We start from the raw sequence: 26,209 nt of genomic DNA, 5'->3' as shown, positions 1-26,209 counted from the left end.
CTATTTTGCAAATTTGATGCATACCGGGCTTTGCAATTGTAGCGAGGCTGCCGTCTTCGTTAACGTTCCAGTCTCCGCATCGACCGCAAATACGGCAATGTTGCCTGATTTCTGGTGCGCTACCAGCAGATGGCCGCCGTCAGGCGTAAGCGCAAAGTTTCTCGGCGATTCGCCGCCGCAATCCACATGCTGGATCAAGCTCAGCTCGCCTGTTTCTTGATCCACGGAAAATACGGCTATGCTGTTATGCCCGCGGTTCGAGCTGTACAAATAACGGCCGGAAGCGCCCAAATGAATATCAGCCGCATCGTTGTAACCGCTGTAACCTGCCGGAAGCGCCGAGATTGCTTTTCCTGCCGTAAGAATGCCTTGATCAGCATCCACGTTCAATACGGTAATCGTAGAATCCAGCTCATTCATCACATAACCCGTTTGCAAGGAAGGATGGAAAATCAAATGGCGCGGACCCGCTCCGCGATGTACTTTGCTGATGCCGTGAGGCGATAGCGAACGCTTCTCTTCATCATAGCGATAGAGAACGATTGCATCGATGCCCAGATCAACTGCGCAGACGAAAGGCGATCCATTCAGCGGCACGATGCAATGCGCGTGCGGAGCATCCTGTCTTGCCCCATTAGGTCCAAGCTCACCCGCATGCTGCCGAACCGATGCTGCCGCTTCCAGCTTTCCATCTGCAGCAATCGGAAGGAGCGCAACATTCCCGCCCGTATAATTGGCTGCGTAAAGTACCTTCCCTGCGGAATCCGAGCTAATGTAACAAGGATGCGCTCCGTAAGTAAGTACCCGGTTTTCCGTTTTAGTGAGCGTCCCAGCCTCTGTGTCAATCTCGAAAGCAGCAACCGAGCCGCCGCTCGCGTCCGCTGTCGCTTCTGTTTCGCTTGCCGCGTATAAGACTTTTCCGTTTGGATGCAGCGCCAAATACGAGGCATTCTCCAGACCGCTCACTTCTTGAATAATAGCAAGCTCGCCGTTCTTTTCGTTGAAAGAACAAACATGAATGGTATGCTCCTCAGCCGATCCGTATGATCCGATATATAGCGTTTGCACGCTTGTCGGTTGTCCATTTTCATTGCTCATTGATATCCAACCTTTCTGGCTTTTTGGCATTACAGTGACCATAGCACATGCCGCTTCAGCAAACAATGTCTTTTTTTTATAAAAGACTTCACAAATACTATTGTGACATGTTACAATGTAAGCGCTAACAATCAGTGGTTCACATTTCTAAAGGGGGAATTGAGATGATGAATGTTGTACTGAGAGAACGGAACGTGTATGAGGATTTCGAGCTGGAGTCGGATGTGCTTTACTTCAAGCTTGGTACGCAGGGGCTCGTAAGCTTTCACGGCAGAAACTACAATATAAAGAAAAGAATGACTGTCGAGCAGATTGCACAGCTTACCAGCGAGCGCAGCTTCTATCCGGTAAGCTCCAATTGTTACATTAATATCGGTAAAATCAAAATGATCGAGGGCGGGTCCATTTTCTTCGATTCAGAGATTACCGATTCCAAGCAGCTTCCTGTCAACCGCCGCAAGCAATTCGTCATTCAGCAGCTCTTCTCGCAGCGCGCGACGAACAAAGATTTACGAATAACGCAATAGCAGGCTAAGCAGCCGCCCTAATCCGCAGTAAGCGGCGTAGGGCGGTTGTTTGTTTGGCTCCGTCCTGCTATTCTAAGGTTGGATACGTTTTTTGCATTTATGCGGTGACGCGTTAAGCTTTTATTCAAATACTTTTTAGGAGGATTTCCATGTCTGCGCAAGGACAAGCTTTCGAACAATTATTTCATGACGAGCAAGCCGTTTGGCTGCAATGGGGTGCTTACGAAGCGGCCGTTTTGCCTGCGGTAGGTGCCAATCTGATCGCCTTCCGCGATAAAGTAAACCAATATACATTTCTGCGTGAGCCCTCTCTTGAGGAAATGGACAGCTTCCGCGCGAGTCCAGGCGTTCATGGCATTCCGGTCCTATTCCCTCCTAACCGCTACGAGGACGGTACCTTCACTTGGAATGGCAGAACCTACACCTTCCCAGTGAATGAAGCAGCAACCGGCAATCACTTGCATGGGTTTCTGCATACTGCCGCGTGGAGCGTCGAGGATTTCGGCACAAATAAGACGGAAAGCTACGTTTCGCTCAAAATTGCTATCGACGAAACGCATCCGATCTATGCTTACTTGCCGCACCGCTTCTCCGTGAGGCTCCGCTACTCCTTGAACGAAAGAGGACTGCTTCAGCATGTATCGGTACATAATGAAGGAACCGAAGCCATGCCTTGCTTGATCGGCTTCCATACGACTATCAATGCGCCGTTCGCTCCAGGCAGCACAGCCGACGACTATCGCTTTACGCTTACAACCGGCAAGCGCTGGGAGCTTAGCGAGCGCATGCTTCCAACTGGCAGCTACCAACCGCTTCTGGATGACGAGGAAGCGATGAAAACGACGGGCATTTCGCCTTTCTGGGCGTCTATGGACAACCATTACACTGCTGAGCCGCAGAACGGCCGCAATCTCATGGAGCTGACCGATACGCGCACGGGAGTCAAGCTTGTTTACGATATCGGTACGGCCTATAAACAGTGGATGATCTGGAACAACAAAGCAACGCCGGGTTTCTTCTGCCCAGAACCGCAGCTTAATCTGGTCAACGCTCCGAACGTTGATCTGGCTGCTGAACAAATCGGACTTGTTTCCCTTGAGGCAGGCGGTATTTGGGAAGAAACGAGCCGTTTGTACGTGAAATAATAAACCAAATGCCAAGGATAGCAGCGACCCTCGCTGCTATCCTTTTTTTACGCCAAAGGACGACAGTGACTATTGCCCGGAAAGATTGTAAAATGTAAGAATCACCCCCTCTATGTCGAAATTTGAAGGGAGACCATCATGCGATCATCCATATGGAAGATTCTCATATTTGCATGCCTCATATCCGTAATCCTAATAGCAGCGCCTCAACCTGCCGTCCATGCAGGCTTCTTTGACAGGATTAAAGACATATACAACACGCCTGAGAAAATCAGTGAGCTCGAGCAGCAGTATATCGAAGCGAAAGAAGAGCTGGCAGCGCAGCAGCAGAAGCTTGCGGAGTCTGCCAAAGCCGCAGAGGAATATGCTCTGAAGCAGCAACAGCTGCTCGAACAGAATGAGCAGTTCCGACAGCAGAACGAGCAGCTCATCGCTCAGAATGCCGATATGCAGGCCGAGATGGCGCGTATGAAGCAGGAGCGCCAATCCTTTGTGAGCAAGCTGATTTATACTGTCGTCATCATAGCAGCCGTATTTGCCGCTTATATCATCTCCATACGAATCTGGCGTTACCTGGTATGGCGCAAGCAGCGGGGCACGCGCGGCAGAGGCATCAGCGGATGAACATAACCGTTCCCGCCCAGACCGGCCATGTCCATATCCAGCTCTCCGAACCGGACAAGCTTCATGTCCTCCACCCCAAGTCCATTATCGCCTACCAAGGGGATCCGCAGAGCCGGGAGGACCGTTTCATGGACCTCGCCGGCATGTATCGCAAGAAACGTTGGATTCGTTCGATCCTGTCCGGTCCATCCGAATTTATTATCGGATTGCCGGCAGGCTGCTCCCTTGAAACGGTCCATATCGAGGAGAAAAGCGACCTGCTGTTCGATTTCCGGCATGTGATCTTCTTCTCTGACGGGATGAAGCTGAAATCGGTCATCCAGAAGCTCAAGAACGCTTGGATTACCAAGGAGTTCGTCCGAATGCGTTTCTCCGGTCCCGGCCAGCTTGGCCTTATAACGGCCGGTGACGTGAAATCGATACAGCTCCAGCCCGATCGTCCGCTATACGTTGAGACGGGCGCTCTTGTCGCTTACCCCGAGAATGCATCCATTCAGCTTTCGGTCTATGGCAATAAGCTGGCAAGCCAGCATATGAACGTCCAGTGGGAAATTCGCGGTTCAGGCCCGGTGCTTATTCAAACGGGCTCACGCGATACCGAGCTGGAGGAGCAGCTGCAGAATGGCGGCTTCATCCGAAGAATCCTTCGCGAGGTGCTTCCATTTGGCGGTATTTATATCAAATAAAAAAAGGCTGTCCGCACGTCATCAGACGAGCGGACAGCCTCTATTTCAATTAAATGCCTTGCAGCGTGAACCGATGCGCGTATGCCTGATTCGCATACAACGTATATTCTTTCTCCGGCCGCTGACCCCAGCTGTCATGCCCGCCTACGCCCGTTTGCTTATGGTTGACGCGAACGACCGTTTTGTCGCTCTCCGGCAGCAGATGGATATGATCATGCGCTTCAAGCTCGGAAGGCGTGTAAGGGAGCACGTTCAGCTCAAAGTGCGGCGCGCCTTTCAGGACAAGTCCTTCGCCTGCCGCATTCGTAATCGACGCGTGGCGCACCTCCATCTTGTTCCCGCATTCCTGAGGACGGATGTAAGGCACGAACTGATCGCGGACCTCGCCGCTGTAAATTCCAAGCTTCCCGCCTGTCTGACGGTCCCAATAGGTTTCGTCAGGACCTTTGCCGTACCAGCTGATTTGGTTATACTCGGCAGGCATGTGGAACAGAACGCCGACCTCTGGAATTTCCGGCAAATTCGCTCCCGGCTGCAGCTCTTCATACACGCTGATTTCACCGTCTCCGCTCACCGTATAAATGAAAGACAACAAGGATACAGCGGTCGTCGGCAAGCCGTATTGCACGCGTATCGTAACGCTGCTGGAACCGGCATCCCATGTCATCGCGCGCAGCTCGCGCTCTGCTCCCGCTTCACGCCACGTTGCGCAGCGCTCATGCTGCTGATTGCCGCGGTCATTATCCGTGTAGGCGCGCCAGAAGTTTGGCGCAAGCTCCTTGGTCAGACGCTCCTTGCCTCTCCATTGGTAAGAACTCAAATTTCCGCTTGCCAGCTCAAATTGCGCTTTGAAGCTCCCTCCGCTTAAGATAAGCGCTTCGGAGGTTTGTTCCACTTGAACGGTTGGCTTGGCCGCTGCCGCGCCAATCAACAGCTTAACCGGCGCTGGCAATACGAACTGTTCAAACGCGATTTCGTGGCCTGCCTCCGCCCAAAGCGTCTTCTCCTTCAAGAGAAGCGAAGCGGTAAGCACCGCTTCATCTTCAGCTCCTGCAAGCTCAGGCAGCTCATACGGAATCGCAAGCGACTCTGCTTGTTCAGCCGCAGCCCCGGCTAGCGCAGTACCCGATTGAACAACCTCTCCGTTAACGGTAACCTGCCATGCAAGCGTGAATTCATCAAGCGAGCTGAATAAATGGCGATTGGTTATTTGGATTACCCCGTTCTTCAGGTCAACCGCTTCGAACTTCGCGTTCTGGTAAACCTTTTTAACCTCTTGAAGCTTCGGCGATACCGACCGGTCCGCAAAAATAATGCCGTTCCCGCAGAAGTTGCCGTCATGCGGCGACTCGCCGAAGTCTCCTCCGTACAGCATTTTGGACTGTCCGTTCTCATCCGTAACGCGAATCGCCTGATCAATCCAATCCCAGATGAAGCCGCCCTGCAGAATCGGATATTTCTCGAATACTTCCCAATAAACATGCAGGCCTCCACAGGAATTGCCCATCGCATGGCTGTATTCGCACAGAATGAACGGCTTCTTCGGATTGCTGCGCGCATACTGCTCCACGCCCTGAGGACTCGTATACATATGGCTTTCGATATCCGACGCCGCTTCCGAAGCGCGCCAGTGGAAGACGCCCTCGTAATGAACGACGCGAGACGGGTCCGCATCCCGAAGGAAGTCATGCATCTTGATAAAGTTGTCGCCGCCGAAGGACTCGTTGCCAAGCGACCAGATGACGATCGAGGCATGGTTCTTATCGCGCTGGAACATCGAGTTGCAGCGATCCAGCACAGCACCCGTCCATTCCGGCAAGCTTCCCGGCACAGCCGCTCCCAGCTCTTTCTGGTCATAGGACCATGCGCCATGCGTCTCCAGATTCGTTTCATCGATAACGTACAAGCCGTATTCATCGCAAAGCCTATACCAAAGCGAATCGTTCGGATAATGGGAGGTGCGCACCGCATTTATATTGTACTGCTTCATAAGCAGGATATCCTTCAGCATGTCCGCCTCATTAATCGCCCTGCCCGTATCGCAGGAAAACTCATGGCGGTTAACGCCTTTGAACATAATGCGCCGTCCGTTGATTTGCATAAGACCGTCTTTGATTTCGAACTTGCGGAACCCCACCTTGCAGCTGATCGCCTCGTATAACGTTCCGTCTTCTGCTTTCAGGCTAAGCACCAACGTATATAAATTCGGATGCTCAGCGCTCCACTTAAGCGGGTTGTCTACCGTTCTGTTCATCTGGACCGCTGTCAGTCCTTCGCCTTCAACCGGCGACTGCACGGTCAACGGTGATTCGAACACGGCGTTGCCATTCGCGTCATACAGCGCAGCTTCCAAGGTGAGGCTTCCGAGCGGCTTCACGAAATAGTTGAGCAGCTTTGCGTCAATAATGAGCTCCGCATTACGGTACTGCTCATCCAGCTCTGTTTTGACAAAATAATCGTAGATATGCGCTTCCGGCGTCGTATACAAATACACGTCACGGAAAATACCGCTCATCCTCCAGAAATCCTGATCCTCCAGCCAGCTCGCATCGCTCCAGCGGTATACCTCAACTGCAAGCTTGTTCTCTCCCTCGGCGAGGTACGGCGTTAGATCGAATTCAGACGGCGTAAACGTATCCTGGCTGAAGCCGACAAGCTCCCCGTTCAACCAAACGTAGAATGCCGACTCTACGCCTTGGAAGCTGATAAACACCGGTTTCCCGCTCCAGCCGGCAGGCACGGTAAACGTACGTGCATATGAGCCAACCGGGTTGTACGCCGTCGGAGCGAACGGCGATTTAATATCCTCGTTGCCGTCCCATGGGTATCTAATATTCGTATATTGCGGATAATCATAGCCTTGCAGCTGCCAATGGGCAGGAACCTTAATGCTATCCCAAGCGCTATGGTCGAAGTCCGCCTCATAGAAGTTGGCAATACGTGCATCGGCATTGGCCGCAAACGCGAATTTCCACTCGCCGTTCAACGTGAAATAGTTGGCGGACTTGTTATGGCTTCCTTCGAGTGCCTCTTCAACCGTATCAAACGGCATTAATGAAGCATGAGCATCCATTCGGTCGATCCGAAAAATTTCAGGGTTATTATTCCACTCCGGGTAACCGTTTGCAGGCGGTGAGTAAACGAGCTTTTTTCGCATAAATCCAAGCACCTCATTACGTTAGAATTAAATGATATTCACATTATAATCCATTAGGATTGTGCGTTTAATAAAAGAATTTTAATATTATATATAAATTTATGAATATCTTTAAATATCCAACTCCCATTGACTCCCATCGTTCTACCCAGCATTTACCGCTAAAAATAAAGCGCTTACTCCATTAGAATGGAAGAGCAAGCCATCTTTATACATAGAAGGGAAGAGACCACATGAAAAAAGGCATGAAACGTCTGCTTTACAGCGCGGCTGTCTTCGCTCTTTTAACCGCAGCTCCTTCGTTCAGCTCCGCCGCATCCTACACCGTACAGCCGAGCGACACTCTATGGATCATTGGCGCCAAGCACAGCACGACCGTTCAGCAATTGAAAAAACTAAACGGATTGACCTCTGACTCGCTTGCCATCGGACAAAAGCTGCTCGTTCCGGATCCGCCGGAATTTGTTGCCGCAACCGTACTGCAAGGCGATACCCTGTGGAAGATTGCCCAACGTTCAGCCATCCCGCTTCCGAAGCTGATCGCAGCCAACCCGCAGCTCCCGGACCCGAATAACGTATGGTCCGGCCTTGATATCCGTATTCCAAAGCTGCCCGGCCAATATGCAAACGGCGTGTTTCCGCTGCCCAAAGGCACCTATACGCCATTCTCCAACACCTATGCGGATTCTCGTACCTGGTCGACGGACGGCTCCGAAGCCCGAAGCCATGAAGGCGTCGATATTCTGGCTCCCAAAGGCACTGCCGTTTACAGCGCTCTTCCCGGTACGATCGTTAACGCAGGCTGGAATGAGTATGGAGGCTGGCGGGTAACCGTCCGCGTCGATGCCGCAACCACGTTTTATTACGCGCATTTGTCCAAATACGCGGCAGGCATCAAGGAAGGCGCCAAAGTGTCAGCCGGGCAATTGCTCGGCAATGTGGGCAGCACCGGCTATGGACCTGAAGGCACCGAGGGAAAATTTGTCCCGCACCTCCACTTCGGTATTTATAAAAGTTCTCCAAGCTACCACTCGGTTGATCCCTACCTCATGCTTAAATGGTGGTCGCTATAAGCTGCCAAACGATCAAAAAGGTCGATCCGGCTTTTTCGCCTGATCGACCTTTCTTCTCTCTTTACAGTTGAAGCTGCTTGAGGTTATAAAATTCCCCTTTGCTTGCCATTAGCTCCTCGAAGGTACCAACCTCGGCAATCCGTCCGTGCTTCATAACGACAATGCGGTCTGCATCGCGAATCGTTGACAGGCGGTGTGCGACAATGAAAGTCGTACGGCCCTTGATAAGCTCCTGCATCGCCTTCTGCACATGAAACTCCGACTCATTGTCGAGGGCGGATGTCGCCTCATCCAGTATGATAATGCTCGGCTGGCGCACGAGCGCGCGAGCGATCGCTATCCGCTGGCGCTGGCCGCCGGAGAGCTTGCCGCCGTGCTCGCCAACCATCGTTTCCAGACCGTTGGGCAGTTGTCCGATAAACTCGGAGAGATTGGCCATATCAACTACGCGCTGTACCTGCTCATCCGTAATATCGCGCAGTCCGTAAGTAATGTTGTCGCGAATCGTTCCCGAGAACAAAATATTCGTCTGCGGCACGACAGCCAGATGCTTGCGATAACTGCGCAAATCGATATCCGCTAGATCAATGCCATCCATCATCACTTTCCCGCCAGTGGGCTGCAAGAAACCAATGACGAGATTAAGAACCGTCGATTTGCCCGCGCCGGATGCACCAACGAATGCGATACACTCTCCCGCACCGACGTCAAGCGTCACGTCCTCAAGCACATGATGCTCGCTGCCCGGATAAGAAAGCTCGACGCCGCGGAACGAAAATTCGCCGCGCACGCCAGCCAGCTTTCTTTTGCCGCTGTTATTCTCGATATCGGTCGATACCAATATTTCCTTGATCGAATGAATGGACTCGAGCCCTTTTGCAATTTGCGGATAAATATTGATTAGTCCGGTAACGGACCCTAAGATCATAGCGAAAAAGCCTTGGTACATGACAACGTCGCCGACCTGTATTTCACCGTTATAAGCCAGATAAGCGGTAAAGATCAGACAAAGCACCTGAAAGATTTGGAACGTAACCCAGTTCGTCGACCCGAAATAGGCTTCTACCAAATCGAGTCGGTAGCCCTTGCCTTGGATATTACGCAGGGTCGAATCGATCCGCTCGATTTCTACCTTTTCCAATCCATGTGCCCGCGTTATTGGAATCATCTCTACCATCTCCGACACGCGCGAGGACATTTGTTCGATTTCCTTGCGGAACTCCTTGTTCGACTTTCTGATCTTGCGGCGGAAGATCGTCACAATCGTGATCGACATTGGAATCGTAAGGACAAAGAACAAAGAAACGATCCAGCTGCTGTTCAGCGTAATGACAAAGGAAACGATAATATTCACGACAGCCGGAGCGAGCGCGATCATGAATTGCTTCGACATCATCTCAACCGCTTCAACGTCCCTAAGCACCTTGGACTGAAGCTTGCCTGCCGGCAGCTCGCGGTGCTGGTTGATCGAAAGCTGCTGCAGCTTCCGGACAAGCGCGCTGCGAAGTCCCGCTTCCACGTATCTCACCGCGCGGCTTAGAAAGGATATGTAAGCGGCATGCGTCGGTATGTTTTGCAAAATGACAATCAGGATGATGAAGAAATTAATCCATATCCCGCTGATCGAATGCTTCGCCGGGTTTGTCGCGATATTGATGATGTTCGCTGTTACGATTGGCAGCACATAAATCGGCGCGCTCTTGATCAGCAGAAAAAACAATGAAACGAACAAGTTGGCGAAATTTCCTTTGTATAGGGAAAACAAAAACTTCAACGGACTCGCATCCTGCTCCAGCGATGCGTTTTCGAACGTGCTGGCTAGCCCTTTCGCTGCTGCGCTTAAGCGGGCTTTTTCCACTCTCTCTGACATTGCTCTACCCATCCCTCTGTAGCTCCGTTCGTTAATAAACGCGTGTTTATTCTAAGCGCTACGGCACAATATTACGCTCATATTGTGCAGCTGTAAAGATGTATTCTTGCACTTCTTGTATTCTTTTTGGCTGAAGGCCTACCGATGCTTGCCTTTATAATCCTTTGGCGTCTCGCCTGTCATTTTCTTAAACAGCTTATTGAAATAAACGGGGTCGCTATAGCCAACCAGCTGCGATATCTCATAGTTTTTCAAATTCGGATGATCGGTCAGAAATTGTTTCGCTTTCTCAATCCGAATGTCGATCAAATATTCGGTTAGCGTCATCCCCGTCTCCTGCTTAAACAGGCGGCTCAAATAATTGGCGCTCATGCCGACCGTTTCAGCCATGCGTTCCATTTCGAAGTTTTTGCCGTATTCCTGCTCCAGGATGGATTTCATCTGCTCGATGACATGATGCTCCTTTTCCTTAGAGATCGCTTCAGCTGGCTGCGGGGTATCGTTCGTTTCCCCAGGCTGCGCCTGCTCGCCGCGTTCTTGCTTGATTTTGATAAGCAGATCATACAAATTCGACTTGTCGACGGGCTTGAGCAAATAATCGCGAACGCCGTGGCGAAGCGCCTTGCGCGCGTATTCGAATTCGCTGAATCCGCTTAGCACAATCGTTGCTACCTTCTTGTCCCGCAGATGCTCGATAAGCCTCAAGCCGTCCATCATCGGCATTTTGATATCTGTTATAAGCACGTCTAGCTCACCGTCACCCAGCTTGGATATATGAGCCCACGCATCCATCCCATTGCTGTAAGAACCGATTACTTGGATATCCAAGTCCATTTTCGTCAAAATTTTTTGCAGGCCAAGCCTAATGAATTCCTCATCGTCCGCGATAATAATGTTCATTCATGCTCGCTCCCTTCGCGTGATCCTCCTCTAGTTTGCGCTAAAATACGCATGACCGCAACGGAAAGAAAGCGGGCGGTTATTTCACCGCACCGCTTGTCACACCCGCGAATATATATTTCTGCAAGAAAAGATAAAGGATGGCCGTCGGAATCATAATGATGAGTATCGCTGAGGAAATCATTTGCCAGTCTCCGCTGTTCACACCGAAAAACCGCATGAGCGAGGTGGAAACCACGACATGCTCGGCTCGCGGCAGATAAAGCAGCGGGATGAACATATCATTGTAGATGCTGATCGTCTTCAGGATAACAATCGTCGCCGTGGCCGGAGCGAGCAGCGGGAAAATGATAGAGCGGAAGATCCGGATCAGGGAAGCACCCTCCAGCATCGCGCTTTCATCCAGCTCGTTCGGAATGTTGCGAATGAATTGCAGGTAAATGTAGATTTGAAGGATGTCCGCCCCTACATAAATTAGAACGGGACCCATCAGATTGTTCGTTAGCCCAAGCGTTTGGATCGTTTTGTAGTTGACCACCTGCGTCGTAATCGCCGGGATGATCGTTGCGAACAGGAACAGGCCGACAATCGCTCCCTTGAATTTGAAATCGAAGCGTCCGACTGCATAACAGAAGGCCGATCCGATCAAAATATTCAAAATCAGCGTAACCGCAATGATGAATAGCGTGTTTCCGAATGCATGCAGCATATCCGCCTGCTTGAACGCTTGGGCGAAGTTTTTCAAGTAAAGAAAGCTATCCGGCATATCAATCGTTGACTTGGTATGGAATTCATCCTTCGTCTTGAAAGCGTTGACCACGATAATATAAGGCGGGAATAAAATCGCAAATGCCGCCAATACTAGGCTGAAATATTTCACTGTGTCCCAAAGCTTATTGGATTTATTCATCGATTATTCCCCCTTTCCTTTCAACAAAAAGCGCTGAATCGATAAAACGATGACAACAAAGAGCAATAAGACGACGCTCATCGCGGATGCAAGACCGTAATTGTTGAACTGGAAGGCTGTCTCGACGATTTTCATAACGAACGTTTCGCTTGAACCAGCAGGTCCGCCTTTAGTCAAAATATACGGGAGATCGAAGACCTCCAATGCACCGGTAACCGTGAGGAACAAATTAAGCTCAATGATTTTATAAATGTTCGGAAGCGTAATGCTTTTGAATTTCTGCCAGCCGTTCGCCCCGTCAATCGACGCAGCCTCATAAATGTCGTTCGGGATCGATTGAAGCGCCGCTAAATAGATAACCATGTTAAAACCCATGAACCGCCAAAAGCCGATGGAAGCGAGCGTGTAATTGACAAATGAGCCGCTGCCGAGCCAGCTCGTCTTGGACAGAGCATCGAAACCGAGCTGTCCGAGCAGGTAGTTCAAGGAACCGTTAGTCGTATCGAATACGTAACCGAATAAGTATGCTACAGCAACGCCGTTTAGGATGTACGGTAAAAATAGCAGCAGCCTAAAAAAGTTTTTCCCTTTAAGCTTGCTGTTCAGCACGACTGCAAAATAGATGGCCGCGATGTTCTGTACGATTCCGACAGCGAAATAGGCAAAGTTATGTTTGAATACGCCGAAGATAGCCGGATTGGCAAAAACTTCTTTGTAATTGGACCATCCGATCCATGGTTTGTTGGAGCTTAGTCCGTCCCAGCTTGTGAAACTTAACCGAATGAGTTCGAGCGCCGGATAATAGGCGAATGTCAGCAGCAGCAGCAGCGGCAATGCGACGAATCCAATGACTACGTAATTTTTCTGTGTTTTGAAAGGCAATCTGCTAAACATGAGACAACCCCATCCTCCCTGCTTCTTTCTAATCGGAATGGGCAGGATGGATAACCAGAATCCGGAATATCCATCCTGCCTGCACCCTTTACAGACCTAGATCTTTTTTCGCTTTCGCCCACGCCGTGTTCACTTTATCGAGTACCTTTTGCGGATCCTTCGACAATACGAATTCTTGAACGACTGCGGCTTGGTCAAGCTGCGCTTTGTTCTGAATCTCCGTTGCAGCGTCGACTGGAGCTGCCGGCTCGAAAAATTTAGGGCTGAACGTATTGAACTCAGAAAGCTGCGGAAGCTTGGATTCTTTATCCTTCAGCGTTGGGATGAAGCCCGCGAAATCATCGTAGCCTGATTCCTCGATCATCCATTGCACGAATGCTTTTCCTGCTTCTACGTTGCCGTTTTTGTTGACTGCGTAGAAGAAATCCGGATTAAGCGGCGCTTTTGCTTCGCCGGAGTTGTCGACAGGGAATGGGAAGAACCCAACGTCTTCTGCAGCTGCGCCATTCTCGATAACTTGGTTGATGACCCAGTTGCCAAGGAGATACATGCCGAATTTACCGGATGCTACGTCTTTTTTCGATTGCTCCCAGTTCGTCGAGTTCACGTCTGCTTCAAGGAACCCTTTGGTATGCATCTCACGGATAATGCTCCATGATTTGCCGTATGCGTTATCCATTGTGTAAGGCGTGTCGCTCTCAGCGCGTTTATTCTGGTGGTCAGAAGCGCCAGCTAGCAGGGTTGGCATATCGTACACCCAAACGTCTAACGGCCATTTGTCTTTAAAGTTGGAAGCGAGCGGCACGATGCCTGCATCCTTCAGCTTCTGGGATGCTGCAAGGAACTCGTCGTATGTTTTCGGAAGAGCGGTAATGCCAGCTTTCTCGAATGCTTTCTTGTTATACACGATACCTACCGTCGAACCGCCGGAGGAAATGCCGTACATCTTGCCTTCCTGCGCCTTCAAATCCTTGAAGTGTATGTCGCCTGAGAATGTGATATCGTCGAGCGGAGCGAAATAATTCGGAAGCTCGGCATTCGGAATCGTAGGCGTGAATACAACATCAGGGAAATCGCCGGAAGCGATACGAATTTTCAACGTTTTGTCGTAGTCGGTAATCGCTTCGAACTTCAGGTCAACGCCAGGATATTTCTCTTCAAAACGTTTTTCGTAATCCACGTATTGCTTGTCGATCATATCTGTACGATTCGTTAAGAAAACGACATCTCCCGTAATTTTAGCTGCTTCCTCGGTACCGCCGTTTTCCGGCTTGTTTGTTGCAGCATCATTCGTGCTTGGCTTGTTTGTTGCCGTATTCTCATTTGTGTTAGTATTATTCCCACCACAAGCAGCAAGACTTGTTAGCATAACTACAGAAGCAAGTGCTAACGAAACAGTTTTTTTCATTTTTAAAATCCCCCTTAGTTCGTTTTGATTCCGCTTACAAATTGATAATACCGCATAACAGGCGGATCTAAAATGGTTTAAAATATGATTTCTAGTCTTCAACTGACATTGCATGAAAACGCTATCTTTCGCTTAAAAGCTGAAATATTTACAAAAACCGGTCCTGTTTTGCGCTATTAAATGAAGCAAAGCTGCCAAACCTCCGGATAGCTAAGAAAGGTATTGCAAACATTCCTTAAATCATGTTTACTTGTTATATAACAAAAACATTTATTAGCAATAACAAAAATAATTCATAAAGCGAGGCGACACGAATGACGAAGCAAACGGCCTATATCGGCGGCATGACTTGGGGCTGGACGGGCGTACGCGGTACATGGACCGGGCCAAAAGCGGAGCAATCCATGGCGCTTATGGCCGAGCGATTGCATGTGAACTGGACGGCAATAGCGCTGGGCGCTCTTCAAGACCATGCACAGGCAACTGAAATCAAATTTGGCGAAGCCCCTACCGTTACGGATGACGAGGTGCTTACTGCGATCCAGCAAGCCAAGGCACTTGATCTAAAGGTTTGCTTAAAGCCCGTTGTCAACTGTGCGGATGGAACATGGCGCGCTCATATTAATTTCTTCGATCTCGATGTTCCTTGCGAGCCCAAATGGTCGGATTGGTTCGCTTCCTACACCGCGTTCATTTTGCACTATGCGCGAATCGCGGAGGAAACGGGATGCGAAATGTTTTGTATCGGCTGCGAGATGGTTCAAACGGATCGCCGGGAAACGGAGTGGCGCCAGCTGATTGCGGAGGTCCGCAAGGTTTATTCCGGAGTTGTTACGTACAACTGCGACAAATACCAAGAGGGCCAAGTGAAATGGTGGGATGCTGTCGACGTAATCTCCTCCAGCGGCTACTATCCGATTGGGGATTGGGAGGAGCAGCTGAATCGCATTGAGAAGGTTGTCTCTGCCTACGACAAGCCATTTTTCTTCATGGAAGCAGGCTGCCCTAGCCGCGAAGGCTCGCAGCATATTCCGAATGATTGGGGCCTGCAAGGTGCGCCAAGCGAAGAAGTCCAGCGGCAATTCTACGAAACGATGTTCGGTGCGTCCGATAAGCGGGACTGGGTCGGGGGCTTCATGCTCTGGGATTGGCCGGCTCGGCTTTATGAGGAAAGCGATGCGGCAGCTAACGATGATTACTGCATGTATGGCAAGCAGGCCGAAAAAACCGTTCACGATTATTACGCAAAGAAGATCAGCGAGTCAAAGGTAGGAGGAACGATTTCATGAATGAAAGCAACCAGCAGTGGCTAAACCGCATTCAACAGGAGCTTGAATCCAACATTCTCGGTTTCTGGATGAAACATACGGTCGATGAGAAAAACGGAGGTTTCTTTGGCTATATGAGCCGTGATCTTACCGTTAACCCTGAGGCTAGCAAAAGCTTGGTGCTTAACACCCGTATATTGTGGACCTTTGCTTCCGCATACCGCTTGACCGGGAACCAAGCCTACCTGCAGATTGCCGACCGTGCTTACCGCTACGTCAACGAGCACTTTGTCGACTCTGAATACGGCGGGCTATATTGGATGGTAGATTCGGCGGGACAGCCACTCGAAACCAAAAAACAGGTTTACGGCCAAGCCTTTGCCATCTATGCCTACTCCGAGTATTACCGGGCTACCGGTAACGAGGAATCGCTGAAGCAAGCGATTGAGCTTTTCCATACGCTTGAGCGTTACAGCTTTGACGAGCAATATGAAGGTTATTTCGAGGCACTTACGCGCGAATGGCGGGAAACCGATGATAACAGCCTGAGCGAAAAGGATTTGAATGAGAAAAAATCCATGAACACGCATCTGCACGTGATGGAGGGTTATACGAACCTATACCGCATTTGGAAATCCGATGAGCTGCACGCCAAGCTGAAATCGCTCATTGAAATGACCATTAAGCACATCATTAACCCGGTGAATGCGCACTTCATTTTATTTTTCGACGAGCAATGGAACTATAAATCCGAGCATATTTCCTACGGTCACGATATTGAAGGCAGCTGGCTGCTTGTAGAAGCAGCAGAGGTACTTGGCGACGAGGAATTGCTTGCGGAAGCGAAAAAAATTGCAATCCGCATGGCTGAAGCTACGTTGAACGAAGGCGTAGACAGCGATGGCGGATTACTGAACGAGGCTGGTCCCCACGGCTTGATTGATACGCGCAAGGATTGGTGGCCGCAGGCCGAAGCCGTCGTTGGGTTCTACAACGCCTTCCAAATGACCGGAGAAGAGAAATACCGTGACGCAGCTCTAAGCTCCTGGTCGTTTATTGAACGGTTTATTGTCGATGAAACCTATGGCGAATGGCATTGGAGCGTTAACCGGGACGGTTCTCCGAGCGACAATGCCGAGAAGGTCAGCCCTTGGAAATGTCCGTATCACAATGGACGCGCTTGCTTTGAAATGATTGAACGCCTAAGCGGCACAGCCGCGGCACACTAATTCAACTTTAATGGAGGATGATATACATGAGTAAATTCACTGAACGCAAGCAGTTGCTGACAGAGCGGTACGAGGCTCTTGTCACGCAAAAGAACGAGCCTGAAGCACTGGGCAACGGCGTATTCGACCGTTATGTGCATCCTGTCCTAACGGCGGCACACGCACCGCTCGCTTGGAAATATGACTTCAACCCCGAGACGAATCCTTTTTTCATGGAACGCCTTGGCATTCACTGCGTTTTTAATCCCGGCGCGATATTCTTAAACGGCAAATACCATCTGGTTGCCCGCGTTGAAGGCAATGACCGGAAGTCTTTTTTCGCGATTGCCGAGAGCGACAGCCCGGTAGACGGCTTCCGCTTCTGGGAGCATCCGATTCTTCTGCCAGAGACGAGCAATCCAGACGTAAATGTGTACGATATGCGCCTTGTTCAGCATGAGGATGGCTGGATTTACGGCTTGTTCTGTACCGAGAGAAAGGATCCCGCTGCCCCAAAAGGCGATCTGTCCAGCGCAATCGCACAATGCGGCATTGTAAGAACGAAGGATCTGAAGCAATGGGAACGCCTTGCCGATCTCAAAACGGCATCGAATCAGCAGCGTAATGTCGTGCTGCATCCAGAGTTTGTAGACGGCAAATATGCCTTTTACACACGCCCGCAGGATGGCTTCATCGATACGGGCTCAGGCGGCGGCATCGGCTGGGGACTTTCGGATACGATCGAGAATGCGGTTGTTGAGCGCGAGGTTATTATAGACGAGCGCCACTACCATACGATTAAAGAAGTGAAGAACGGTCAGGGTCCTGCTCCGATCAAGACCGATAAAGGCTGGATTCATATCGCTCATGGCGTTCGCAATACGGCGGCTGGCCTGCGCTACGTCCTTTACGCATTCCTATCCGATCTGCAGGAGCCAAGTAAAGTAACCCATCGCCCAGGCGGCCACTTGCTTGCGCCGGAAGGCATAGAGCGCGTCGGCGACGTATCGAACGTTGCGTTCTGCAACGGCGTCATTGCCCGGGACAACGGCGACGTTTACATCTATTACGCTTCTTCGGACACTCGCTGCCATGTAGCTGCCACAACGGTTGACCAATTGCTTGATTATTGCCTGAACACGCCGGAGGACCCGCTGCGCTCATATGCTTGCGTAGAGCAGCGCATCGCGTTGATCGACCGCAATCTGCAGCTTCAAGGTTAATCCATATATGCAAAAGGAGTGTCCATTAGGTGCTACGGCATCTAATGGACACTCCTTTTTCAATCATTGCCTATGATGCGTTCCCCTTCACCATATCACTATTATGAATGATCCCATTCTTCCCAATCGCATTCTCCCTCCTTTCAAACAACCAACCCGAATTAATCAAACGCAAGTAAAAACCCGGTTCCCGGCTCGAAATCGCCATCAAAGCTAACGGTTGACGTTGTCCATAGTTGGGCGAGTGTCAACACATCCTCCTCGCCTAGCCATTCTTCCTCATCATCGGCTGTAAAAAAGGCGATTTGATGCTCTTCCTCCGTCAAATCGCCTTCATCTATAAGAACTTCTCCATCGCCATAGCCGAAAGCCCGGACAACTTGACCATTTATCGCCTTGCACCAAGCATAATAGCTGGAAACCCTATAATTTCCGAAATAATAGGCTTCCCCGAAAAAACCGCTTAGCGCCTGGGCTTTATTTCTTGCTCCTTCACTCGAGCTATCGTCTATTTCCCGCATAAACGGTTGGATGATAAACGTCCAACCATTCACTTGAGGCGTTACAAAACAGCTGCCGCTATACGCACCTGCCATGCCTGTTTTCCAATTCGCTGCAATAATGCCTTTCCCCTTCAGAAAAGCCGCAACGCGCTCTGTATCCGTTGTATTAACAGCAAACCATTGACACTTATAGCCGAATTCCTGAGGCAAATCAGGCGTGCTGTCAACTACGAGCGGCGTTTTCTCTATGGGGGCAGATACTGGGCTTACTGACTTCCATTTCGAGAACAGATTCTTAAATAACATGAATGCCTCAGCTCCCTATAATTGCTGCGCTCGCCTGCCCCGTCGATTCCCGGTAAAGCAGCTCTCCTGCAACCAATAGCTTTTCCATAGGCTCCTGCTTGCTCTCGATACGAGCAATTAGACGGTCGACGGCACGTTTGCCAAGCGCCTCCTTAGGCACATGCACGGTCGTAAGCGCAGGCGACATTCTGAATGAATCGTCGATATTATCGTAGCCGGTAACCGACACCTCATCCGGCACCTTGATGCCAAGCTCTTGCAGCGCTTTTACCGCACCGATTCCGATCATGTCATTTGCGCAAAGCAGCGCCGTTGGAAGCGTCTTTGCCTTTATTTTTTTGATCGCCCATTGCTTTATCGGCTCTTGAAATTGCTCATGCTCGAAGCCCTCAACAGACAAATAATAATCTCCGCTTATCGAGAAGCGCGATGCTTCCTCCATATGCTCCTCAATCGCGCTTCGGAAGCCGAGAAAACGGTCCTTAAAGCTCCGGGAATAATGAATATCTCCAACAAAACAAAGCTGCGCATGGCCTTTGCCGATCAAATGCTTGGTCAGGCGGTACATGGATTCATAGTTGTTCGTAAAAACCGTATCGCTAGGAATGAGCATATCTTCATGATCCACCAATACCATCGGCAGGCCGATTCGGTGCACCTCAAGCAGCAGCGGCGTCGATATTTCCCCAACGCCAATTATACCGAGAATGCCGTTCGGGTTGAGGAAATGCAAGAAATGATCGACGCTTTGCTCGGAGACGATGACCATGCCATAGCCGCCCTCTTCCAGCCTGGCCGCAATGCCATCCAGAATCCGTCCCCAATAAAGCGACTCCTTCGTTTGGAAACGAATGTTCGGCATGAGCACAAGCACCGATTGCTTGCCTGCGGCAGGCGCCTTAGGAAGCTGCTCGAGCTTCATCGTTTTGACGTACGCGTTTTTTTGAGAGAAATAACCCAGCTGTGATGCGGCCTGTATGACGCGCTCCTGCGTTGCTTCGCTAACTCCGCCCTTGCCGGAAAGCGCCTTGGAGACAACAAACTTAGAGACGCCTAAATAATCGGCAATCTGCTGCATGGTAACCTTCTTTGACATTGAAAAACTCCACCTTAGCTTTCGGTAATGGTTCGTGCTGCTTTCCACCGCTCGTTATATTTGTCGAACACTTCCTGCAAATCGGGAGCAGCTATCCAATCCTGTATGAAATCACCCGACCAGAATGCGATTTGTGCCGTATTTGAGATTTCAAGCAGCAGGTCATTGGGAACGCGGCGCTCTAGAAACTCGCTGTTGAAGGACAAAAACTGCTGGAACTGCGGCAAGGACGGTGTTTTCGCTTCATTGACAGGCAGGAATCCGGAATCATCGATATAACCGGAATCATTGACAAAAAACTTTACCCACGCTTCTGCAAGCTGTTTATTCTCGCTAAACTTGCTTACGCCTACAAACCAATCCGGACTTAAAGGAGCGTACCTCTTCTCGCCATTATCGTACGGGAATGGAAAAAAACCGATATCCTCCGTCTTGGCGCCGGCGGCGATCACTTGATTAATGACCCAATTTCCCATCAAATACATGCCTGCTCTACCGCTTGCCAGCTCTGTCTTGGAAATTTCCCACTGATTGGTGAGCAGCTGCTTCTCCACGTAATCCCGATCGATCAACGTTTTTGCGATTGAGATGGCTTGTCCCCATGGATTGTCGATTTGCCACGGGCTGTCTTCATTTACCATATTATTCAAATAATTGGCATCTCCCGTTATATAGCTGACCAAATCCTCGCCCCAAGTCATCAACGGCCACTGGGCGCCATAATTCAAATAAACCGGAACAATGCCTGCTGCCTTAAGCTTTTCGCAGGCTTCATAGAATTCGTCGAGCGTCGTCGGTACATCCTTGATTCCAGCTTTTGCGAAAGCCTCTTTGTTATACACGATGCCCGTTGTAGACGCACCCGTCGCAATGCCATAACGAGCCCCTCCGAAAGCTTTGAAATCGGCAAAACGAACATTTTCGAAAAGACTGTCATTGAGCGGCTCGAAATACTCAGGCAGATTCTCGTTTTTTATATTGTTGGGCAGCAGCAGCACGTCTCCCAAATTGCGTGTAGACAAACGAACCATAATATCGCTGGCATAATTAGGCACGCCTTCGAATTTGACCGTTACGCCGGGATGCAGCTCAGCGAATCGATCGGCATACGTTTGGAATACGCCATTCTCCACAAGATCAACGCGATTGGTCAAGACAGTCAACGTCGCAGCCCGCTCCGTTTGCTCCGAATTGTCCGTAGGCTCGCTCTCCGCCCCGCCGCCCGGCAAACCATTGTCGCAGCCCGCTATGCATAAGCCCAATACAAGAATAACGAACATGACAATGGACTTGTATTTATTCATTCCGCTTCTCTCCCTAATTCGATTGGAAGCTGTAACATCACCACGGTGCCCGTTCCCCGTTCACTGGTTACCTTCAGCCCATAAGCATTCCCGTAATGAAGCTTGATGCGCTCGTTTACATTTTTCAGGCCGATTCCGCCTGACTTCCGCTTTACGCCAGATTCTTCCGCTCCAGCGAGCGAACGGTTAAGCCGTTCCAAAGTCTCTTCATCCATGCCTACGCCATCATCCTCGATACGCAGCCAGAAGATTTGCGAGGTTTGCTCGCTGCTAATATTAATCCGCATGAAAGGCTTGCTGTCATCCATACCATGATAGATGGCGTTCTCGACGATAGGCTGAAGCACGAGCTTAATAATCGGATAACGGTGCAAAGCTTCGGCTACCTGGATGTCCAGCTGGAAGCGGCCCGGATAACGGTAATTAAGCATTTCCACATAATTTCTCATATGCAGCAGCTCGTTCTCTAAGGTGACCTCCTCGTGCAGGTCGCTAATGCTGTAACGCAGCAGCTTTCCTAGAATGGCGATCATGTCTGCCGCGATTTGGTCGTCATTCAGCTCTGCAGCCATGCGGATCGATTCGAGCGTGTTATACATGAAATGAGGATTAATCTGGCTCTGAAGCGCATGCAGCTCGGCTTCCTTCTTCTTCTTCTCAATGACATAAATATCTTGGATAAGATGGTCGATCCGTACAATCATGCGGTTGAACTGGGTACCCAGCTGCCCAACCTCATCCCGGTATTTCACCTGAAACTGCACGTTGAAATCGCCCTCTTGTACGTTTCGCATCAAACGCATCATTTTGCGAAGCGGATTCGTGAGCGCGAACGAGAAGATAAACGAAATAAAGAGCGCCACGATAATCGTAACTATCGTAGCAATCCACGTCACCCGCCGGATTACGACCGCGTCCTTCGTCAGCTCGCTGTTCGCGATGGACGTCATAACCTTCCATTTCGTATTCGGCGACGTCGTATAAATATATAACCGTTTCGCGCCGTCTCGTTCGTAATAGAAGCTGCCCTTCGTCCCCTTGGCGAGCGCGACAGTCGGATCATTCGCAATATTCGTCGCCATCCGCGACTTGTCGCTGTCATACACGACATTGCCAGCTTCGTCAATAATGACAGAATCTCCATTCGTTACCTTGTCAAGCTCGCTCATCTGATCCTCAATGACGCTAATATTCGCATCCACGGCAATTAGGCCGAGCGTCTTCAACGATTTGTCGATGACTTTGCGAACGACCGTAAACGCATATTTAGTGCTTTGCAAGTTGCTCGTATATTTCTGCGTGCTGAATAACAGCGCTTCGCCTCCCGAGCTTTCCACGTTCTCGCGCCAGTTCTCATAACTTTCCTTCACGTTCAGCCGAATACCGCCGCCGGCCGTCGAAAAATAGCCATTTCCGAAATGGTCAAATATATAAACGGAATTGGCGCCGCGCTTTATCGTATTGATAAAAGAGATATTTCCCTCAATTCCGCGTTGAATAACGAGCAGCTGGTCAAAATCATCGGGCAGCTGGCTGCCGTTATCGCCCGCCGCCTGCTGCCGCTGCTCGTAATACGCATTGGAACGCATCAAATTTTGCTTAATATCGTCTTGATAAGCGGGAATCGAGGATATGCGTACCATATCCTCGATATAATCGTCGACGCGAACCATCATGTTCTCAAGCATCTTGGTCGAATAAACGATCGTTTTCTCTTCGATCGAGCGTGAATAGTTGCTATAGGAGATGTAGCCGATAAACGATAACGGCAGCGTAATCAGAAGCAGAAAAACGATAAACAGCTTCCGTTCCATTCTCATGCCGCCAATAGCCGCCCATATGCGCCACAATCGTTTTTTTGGACTCATCCTCGTACTCCCCTAATCTAGATGGCAGGCATGACATTTCCGCCGTTCACCGGAATATATGCCCCTGTAATAAAGCTCGCAAGATCGGATGCCAGAAACGCAACCGTATTCGCAATTTCCTGGTCGGTTCCTCTTCGTTTAAGCGGCACGCTCTGTGCATAGGGGTTGTTCTCGTCTATTCCGCTTGCACGGTCGCGATCGCTGATCGTCCAACCCGGCGCAACCTGGTTCACCGTAATTTGATGCTCTCCCGCTTCCTTCGCGAGTACGCGGTAAAGACCGTCCATTCCGCGTTTGCCTGCCGTATAAGCAGATTGGTTCGGAAAGTTCTGCATTGCGCATTCCGTATTAATGCCTATGACCCGTCCCGCTTTCCGTTCAATCATCGCAGGCACGAACGCCTTGGCCAAAAAGACGCTTTGCAGCACGCAGGACTCGAATTGGCTGACGTAATCCGCGATCGGCTGCTCAAGAATGCTTGTCCATTGGTATTGAATGACCGCGTTCGCGACTACGATGTCTACGTGACCCAGCTCTTGCGCAACCGCCGCCTTCATCTGGTTCATTTGCTGCTCGTCAGTCACGTCCGCTTGAACGATCATGGCGCGCCTGCCGATATCCGTTATTTCCTGCATCAGCTCTCTGGCCTTCGCTTCGTTATTATTGTAATGAAGTACGATGTTAGCGCCGCAGCCGGCAAGCGTACGGGCCATAACGCGACCCAAATCACCGGTAGCTCCTGTAATTAACGCTGTTTTATTCGATAGATCGATTTGCATAGTCCGATTCACCCTTCTGATTGAGAGAGATTTGTTAGATCATTTCCATATAATTATGCTACCAAAAAAACAACATTTTATAAAGCGTATTCAAAAATTAACCATTCGGCCCGTCAAGCGGAGGAACAAACGAAAAAAGCGCGATGCCCTGAAGCATCACGCTTTCTCCCAAACGGTATTAGTTCAAAGCTTTCAAAACTGCCGTATCGTAATTTCTCAGCTCATCGGATCGTCCGTCACGAACCTTGGCCGCCCATTCATAGTCCGCAAGCAGCGCTCTTCCCACCGCCACAAAATCGAACTCTCCGTTTTCCAGTCTTTCGAGCACGCCAGCAAGCGAAGCGGGCTGCGCGGAATCGCCCGTGCTGCTTCGGAACTCGTTATCTAGACCGATGGAGCCGACCGTAATGGTCGGCTTACCGGTCAGCTGCTTCGTCCAGCCTGCCAGATTCAGCTCTGAGCCCGCGAATTCCGGCTCCCAATAACGCCTTGTCGAGCTATGGAACACATCGACGCCCGCATCAACGAGCGGGGCCAAAAACGAAGAAAGCTGCTCTGGCGTCTCCGCTAATTTCGCCTCGTACTGGCCAGCCTTCCACTGCGAGAAACGCAGCACGATTGGAAAATCCGGACCTACCGCTTTGCGGCAAGCTTCGATAATCTCTACAGCGAAACGGGTGCGTGAAGCCAGATCGCCGCCGTAGCGATCCGTTCGCTTATTGGTTTTGTCCCAGAAAAACTGGTCGATCAAATAGCCGTGCGCCCCGTGAAGCTCAATACCGTCAAATCCGATCCTAGCTGCATCGGATGCCGCCTGCGCAAAGGCAGAGATCAGGTCAGCGATCTCATTCTCAGTCAATGGCTCCGTTATTTTCTCGCCAGTCAAATTGAGACCCGATGGGCCGATTGGCAAAGCCTCGGGATTGGGGAGATCTCCAATCTTGCGCGTCAGCCCGATATGCCATAGCTGAGGAATGATCTTCCCGCCTCCCTCATGCACGGCTTTCGCCACATTGGCCCAGTGCTGAAGCGCTGCCTCGCCATGGAAATTCGGAATATTGGGGTTGCCTCCCGCAGCAGGGTGATTAATCAGCGTTCCTTCCGTAACGATAAGCCCAACCCCGTTTTCGGCTCTGCGTCGATAATAAGCAGCGACATCCTCTGTCGGCACGCCGTTCGGAGAGAATCCTCTTGTCATTGGCGCCATCACAATGCGATTGGCCACCTCTAGATTTTTAGACTTAAAGGGCTTGAATAACGCTTCAACCGATGCTTCGCTTTTTGCACTTGACATATGGACTCCTCCTTTATATTCGGTATACTTTTTAGTTACAGTTATATGCCTGTATATCATATCATGTATTTCCGTCTATTCCCAGTCCTTTAATGAAAACAATCGCATCCGCCACCTGAAAACGGCATAAAAAAAGCTGGAGCAAGGTCATTTTTAACCTTGTACAGCTTTTATTAACCTTTATTCGGCTTTCTCCTCGGGAGGCAGCAGCACGATTTTCCCGTCCCCCAGCTCAACCCGCAATTTATTCGAGTTCTTTACGCCAATCGATTCCAAATAATTCGCGGGCACCTGCAAGCGGCCTGCTTTATCCAGTACGGCATACTCCACATGCGTCCCTTCTTCCGCGTTCTCTTCCTCCAGCGCAGCCAGCTCCTCGGCGTACGAACGCTTCCTCAGCATCTCGGACGAGATTTTGCCGTCTCGAATTGCAGCTACCCGGTCCACCTTCTTCGCAAGCTCCGGATCATGCGTGACGATCACGACCGTAATGCCTATCGTTCGGTTCAGCTCGCGAAACAAATCGAGAATTTGATTAGCCATTCGCGAATCGACGGAACCTGTCGGCTCATCCGCCAGCAGCAGCTTGGGATGGTTAGCGAGCGCAATCGCGATCGCAACGCGCTGCTGCTCCCCTCCCGACAGCTCATACAGCTTATTGGATGCCCGGTGGCTAAGACCCACGGCATCGAGCAGCTCCTTGGCGCGCCACCGCTTGCGGCTGCCTGTAAGCAGGATGGGAAGCTCGACATTTTCAAGCGCCGTCAAATACGGAATCAGATTCCGAGCATTATTTTGCCATACGAATCCAACGCTCTCCCGCTTGTAGCGTACGAAATCACGTTCCTTGAACTTCAGCATATCCCGACCGTCAACCGTCAGCTTGCCGGCTGTCGGACGGTCCAAGCCGCCCAGCATATTCAGCAGCGTCGATTTGCCGCTTCCGCTATTGCCAATGATCGCCATCAGCTCGCCGTTCTCAATTTGGAGATCGAGACCTTGCAGAGCGAATACTTCCAGATCGGCAGTTTTATATATCTTGACAAGCCCTTCGCAATGAATCATCCG

22 protein-coding genes are annotated in these 26,209 nt (G+C 50.4%); 8 read left to right on the top strand and 14 right to left on the bottom strand.

Features of this window, described 5'->3' with window-relative positions; genetic code table 11:
• Window positions 1-1,098 (bottom strand): lactonase family protein, encoded by a 1,098-nt coding sequence (locus tag AC0YN3_RS08355; RefSeq protein ID WP_475774644.1) that lies wholly within the window; start codon window positions 1,096-1,098, stop codon window positions 1-3.
• A gap of 164 nt (window positions 1,099-1,262) precedes the next feature.
• On the opposite strand from AC0YN3_RS08355, the gene AC0YN3_RS08350 reads away from it, so the two are divergent.
• The 4 genes from AC0YN3_RS08350 to AC0YN3_RS08335 all read left to right on the top strand — a co-directional run bounded on the left by AC0YN3_RS08350 (window position 1,263) and on the right by AC0YN3_RS08335 (window position 4,080).
• Window positions 1,263-1,625, top strand: a complete 363-nt coding sequence (locus AC0YN3_RS08350; RefSeq protein WP_475774643.1) for a LytTR family transcriptional regulator DNA-binding domain-containing protein — start codon at window positions 1,263-1,265, stop codon at window positions 1,623-1,625.
• Between the two features lie 149 nt (window positions 1,626-1,774).
• Entirely contained in the window at window positions 1,775-2,770 is a 996-nt protein-coding gene (locus AC0YN3_RS08345; protein WP_475774642.1) for an aldose epimerase family protein, read from the top strand.
• 138 nt (window positions 2,771-2,908) lie between these two features.
• Window positions 2,909-3,394, top strand: a complete 486-nt coding sequence (locus tag AC0YN3_RS08340; protein ID WP_475774641.1) for a hypothetical protein — start codon at window positions 2,909-2,911, stop codon at window positions 3,392-3,394.
• A complete protein-coding gene (locus tag AC0YN3_RS08335) occupies window positions 3,391-4,080 on the top strand; it encodes an AIM24 family protein (RefSeq protein ID WP_183559407.1) in 690 nt (229 codons plus the stop codon). Before AC0YN3_RS08340 ends, AC0YN3_RS08335 begins: the two co-directional genes overlap by 4 nt.
• Before the next feature lie 49 nt (window positions 4,081-4,129).
• On the opposite strand, the gene lacZ is transcribed toward AC0YN3_RS08335, so the two are convergent.
• A complete protein-coding gene (gene lacZ, locus AC0YN3_RS08330) occupies window positions 4,130-7,237 on the bottom strand; it encodes a beta-galactosidase, LacZ type (RefSeq protein WP_475774640.1) in 3,108 nt (1,035 codons plus the stop codon).
• Between the two features lie 233 nt (window positions 7,238-7,470).
• On the opposite strand from lacZ, the gene AC0YN3_RS08325 reads away from it, so the two are divergent.
• Window positions 7,471-8,310, top strand: coding sequence for a LysM peptidoglycan-binding domain-containing protein (locus tag AC0YN3_RS08325; protein ID WP_475774639.1), 840 nt, complete (start codon window positions 7,471-7,473; stop codon window positions 8,308-8,310).
• A 61-nt stretch (window positions 8,311-8,371) separates the two neighbouring features.
• Here the strand turns inward: AC0YN3_RS08325 and AC0YN3_RS08320 are convergent, their stop codons facing one another.
• The 5 genes from AC0YN3_RS08320 to AC0YN3_RS08300 form a co-directional block, all read right to left on the bottom strand.
• Window positions 8,372-10,180 (bottom strand): ABC transporter ATP-binding protein, encoded by a 1,809-nt coding sequence (locus tag AC0YN3_RS08320; RefSeq protein ID WP_475774638.1) that lies wholly within the window; start codon window positions 10,178-10,180, stop codon window positions 8,372-8,374.
• A 138-nt stretch (window positions 10,181-10,318) separates the two neighbouring features.
• Window positions 10,319-11,080 (bottom strand): response regulator transcription factor, encoded by a 762-nt coding sequence (locus tag AC0YN3_RS08315; protein ID WP_475774637.1) that lies wholly within the window; start codon window positions 11,078-11,080, stop codon window positions 10,319-10,321.
• 79 nt (window positions 11,081-11,159) lie between these two features.
• Window positions 11,160-11,990 (bottom strand): carbohydrate ABC transporter permease, encoded by an 831-nt coding sequence (locus AC0YN3_RS08310; RefSeq protein WP_183559418.1) that lies wholly within the window; start codon window positions 11,988-11,990, stop codon window positions 11,160-11,162.
• A 3-nt stretch (window positions 11,991-11,993) separates the two neighbouring features.
• On the bottom strand, window positions 11,994-12,884 hold the full coding sequence (locus tag AC0YN3_RS08305; protein WP_183559420.1) for a carbohydrate ABC transporter permease: 891 nt from the start codon (window positions 12,882-12,884) through the stop codon (window positions 11,994-11,996).
• Between the two features lie 88 nt (window positions 12,885-12,972).
• Window positions 12,973-14,292, bottom strand: coding sequence for an ABC transporter substrate-binding protein (locus AC0YN3_RS08300; RefSeq protein WP_475774636.1), 1,320 nt, complete (start codon window positions 14,290-14,292; stop codon window positions 12,973-12,975).
• 314 nt (window positions 14,293-14,606) lie between these two features.
• Here AC0YN3_RS08300 and AC0YN3_RS08295 point away from each other — a divergent pair, with 314 nt between their 5' ends.
• Genes AC0YN3_RS08295 through AC0YN3_RS08285 form a run of 3 tightly spaced genes read left to right on the top strand, consistent with a single transcriptional unit; the run spans window position 14,607 to window position 17,991 of the window.
• Window positions 14,607-15,581, top strand: a complete 975-nt coding sequence (locus AC0YN3_RS08295) for a glycoside hydrolase family 113 (protein WP_475774635.1) — start codon at window positions 14,607-14,609, stop codon at window positions 15,579-15,581.
• A complete protein-coding gene (locus tag AC0YN3_RS08290) occupies window positions 15,578-16,789 on the top strand; it encodes an AGE family epimerase/isomerase (RefSeq protein WP_475774634.1) in 1,212 nt (403 codons plus the stop codon). The genes AC0YN3_RS08295 and AC0YN3_RS08290 overlap by 4 nt, the downstream gene beginning before the upstream one ends.
• 26 nt (window positions 16,790-16,815) lie before the next feature.
• Complete coding sequence (locus AC0YN3_RS08285; protein WP_475774633.1) at window positions 16,816-17,991, top strand: glycoside hydrolase family 130 protein; 1,176 nt, start codon at window positions 16,816-16,818, stop codon at window positions 17,989-17,991.
• A 161-nt stretch (window positions 17,992-18,152) separates the two neighbouring features.
• Here AC0YN3_RS08285 and AC0YN3_RS08280 read toward each other — a convergent pair whose 3' ends face one another.
• The 7 genes from AC0YN3_RS08280 to AC0YN3_RS08250 all read right to left on the bottom strand — a co-directional run bounded on the left by AC0YN3_RS08280 (window position 18,153) and on the right by AC0YN3_RS08250 (window position 26,206).
• Window positions 18,153-18,800 (bottom strand): hypothetical protein, encoded by a 648-nt coding sequence (locus tag AC0YN3_RS08280; protein ID WP_475774632.1) that lies wholly within the window; start codon window positions 18,798-18,800, stop codon window positions 18,153-18,155.
• A gap of 7 nt (window positions 18,801-18,807) precedes the next feature.
• Entirely contained in the window at window positions 18,808-19,896 is a 1,089-nt protein-coding gene (locus AC0YN3_RS08275; RefSeq protein ID WP_475774631.1) for a LacI family DNA-binding transcriptional regulator, read from the bottom strand.
• 14 nt (window positions 19,897-19,910) lie between these two features.
• On the bottom strand, window positions 19,911-21,200 hold the full coding sequence (locus AC0YN3_RS08270; protein ID WP_475774630.1) for an ABC transporter substrate-binding protein: 1,290 nt from the start codon (window positions 21,198-21,200) through the stop codon (window positions 19,911-19,913).
• Window positions 21,197-23,068, bottom strand: a complete 1,872-nt coding sequence (locus AC0YN3_RS08265; protein ID WP_475774629.1) for a sensor histidine kinase — start codon at window positions 23,066-23,068, stop codon at window positions 21,197-21,199. Before AC0YN3_RS08265 ends, AC0YN3_RS08270 begins: the two co-directional genes overlap by 4 nt.
• Before the next feature lie 17 nt (window positions 23,069-23,085).
• Window positions 23,086-23,847 carry an SDR family NAD(P)-dependent oxidoreductase gene (locus AC0YN3_RS08260; protein WP_475774628.1) on the bottom strand — a complete coding sequence of 254 codons (762 nt, stop codon included), beginning with the start codon at window positions 23,845-23,847 and terminating at the stop codon, window positions 23,086-23,088.
• 178 nt (window positions 23,848-24,025) lie between these two features.
• Window positions 24,026-25,141: an NADH:flavin oxidoreductase gene (locus AC0YN3_RS08255; protein WP_475774627.1), complete on the bottom strand. Its 1,116-nt coding sequence runs from the start codon at window positions 25,139-25,141 to the stop codon at window positions 24,026-24,028.
• Window positions 25,142-25,321: 180 nt separating this feature from the next.
• Window positions 25,322-26,206 carry an ABC transporter ATP-binding protein gene (locus AC0YN3_RS08250; RefSeq protein WP_183559442.1) on the bottom strand — a complete coding sequence of 295 codons (885 nt, stop codon included), beginning with the start codon at window positions 26,204-26,206 and terminating at the stop codon, window positions 25,322-25,324.
• Window positions 26,207-26,209: the final 3 nt, after the last annotated feature.

This window comes from Paenibacillus sp. J22R232 (assembly GCF_056269165.1).
Note: the sequence above shows the minus strand (reverse complement) of the source record. Positions and strands in the feature narration are given on the sequence as shown.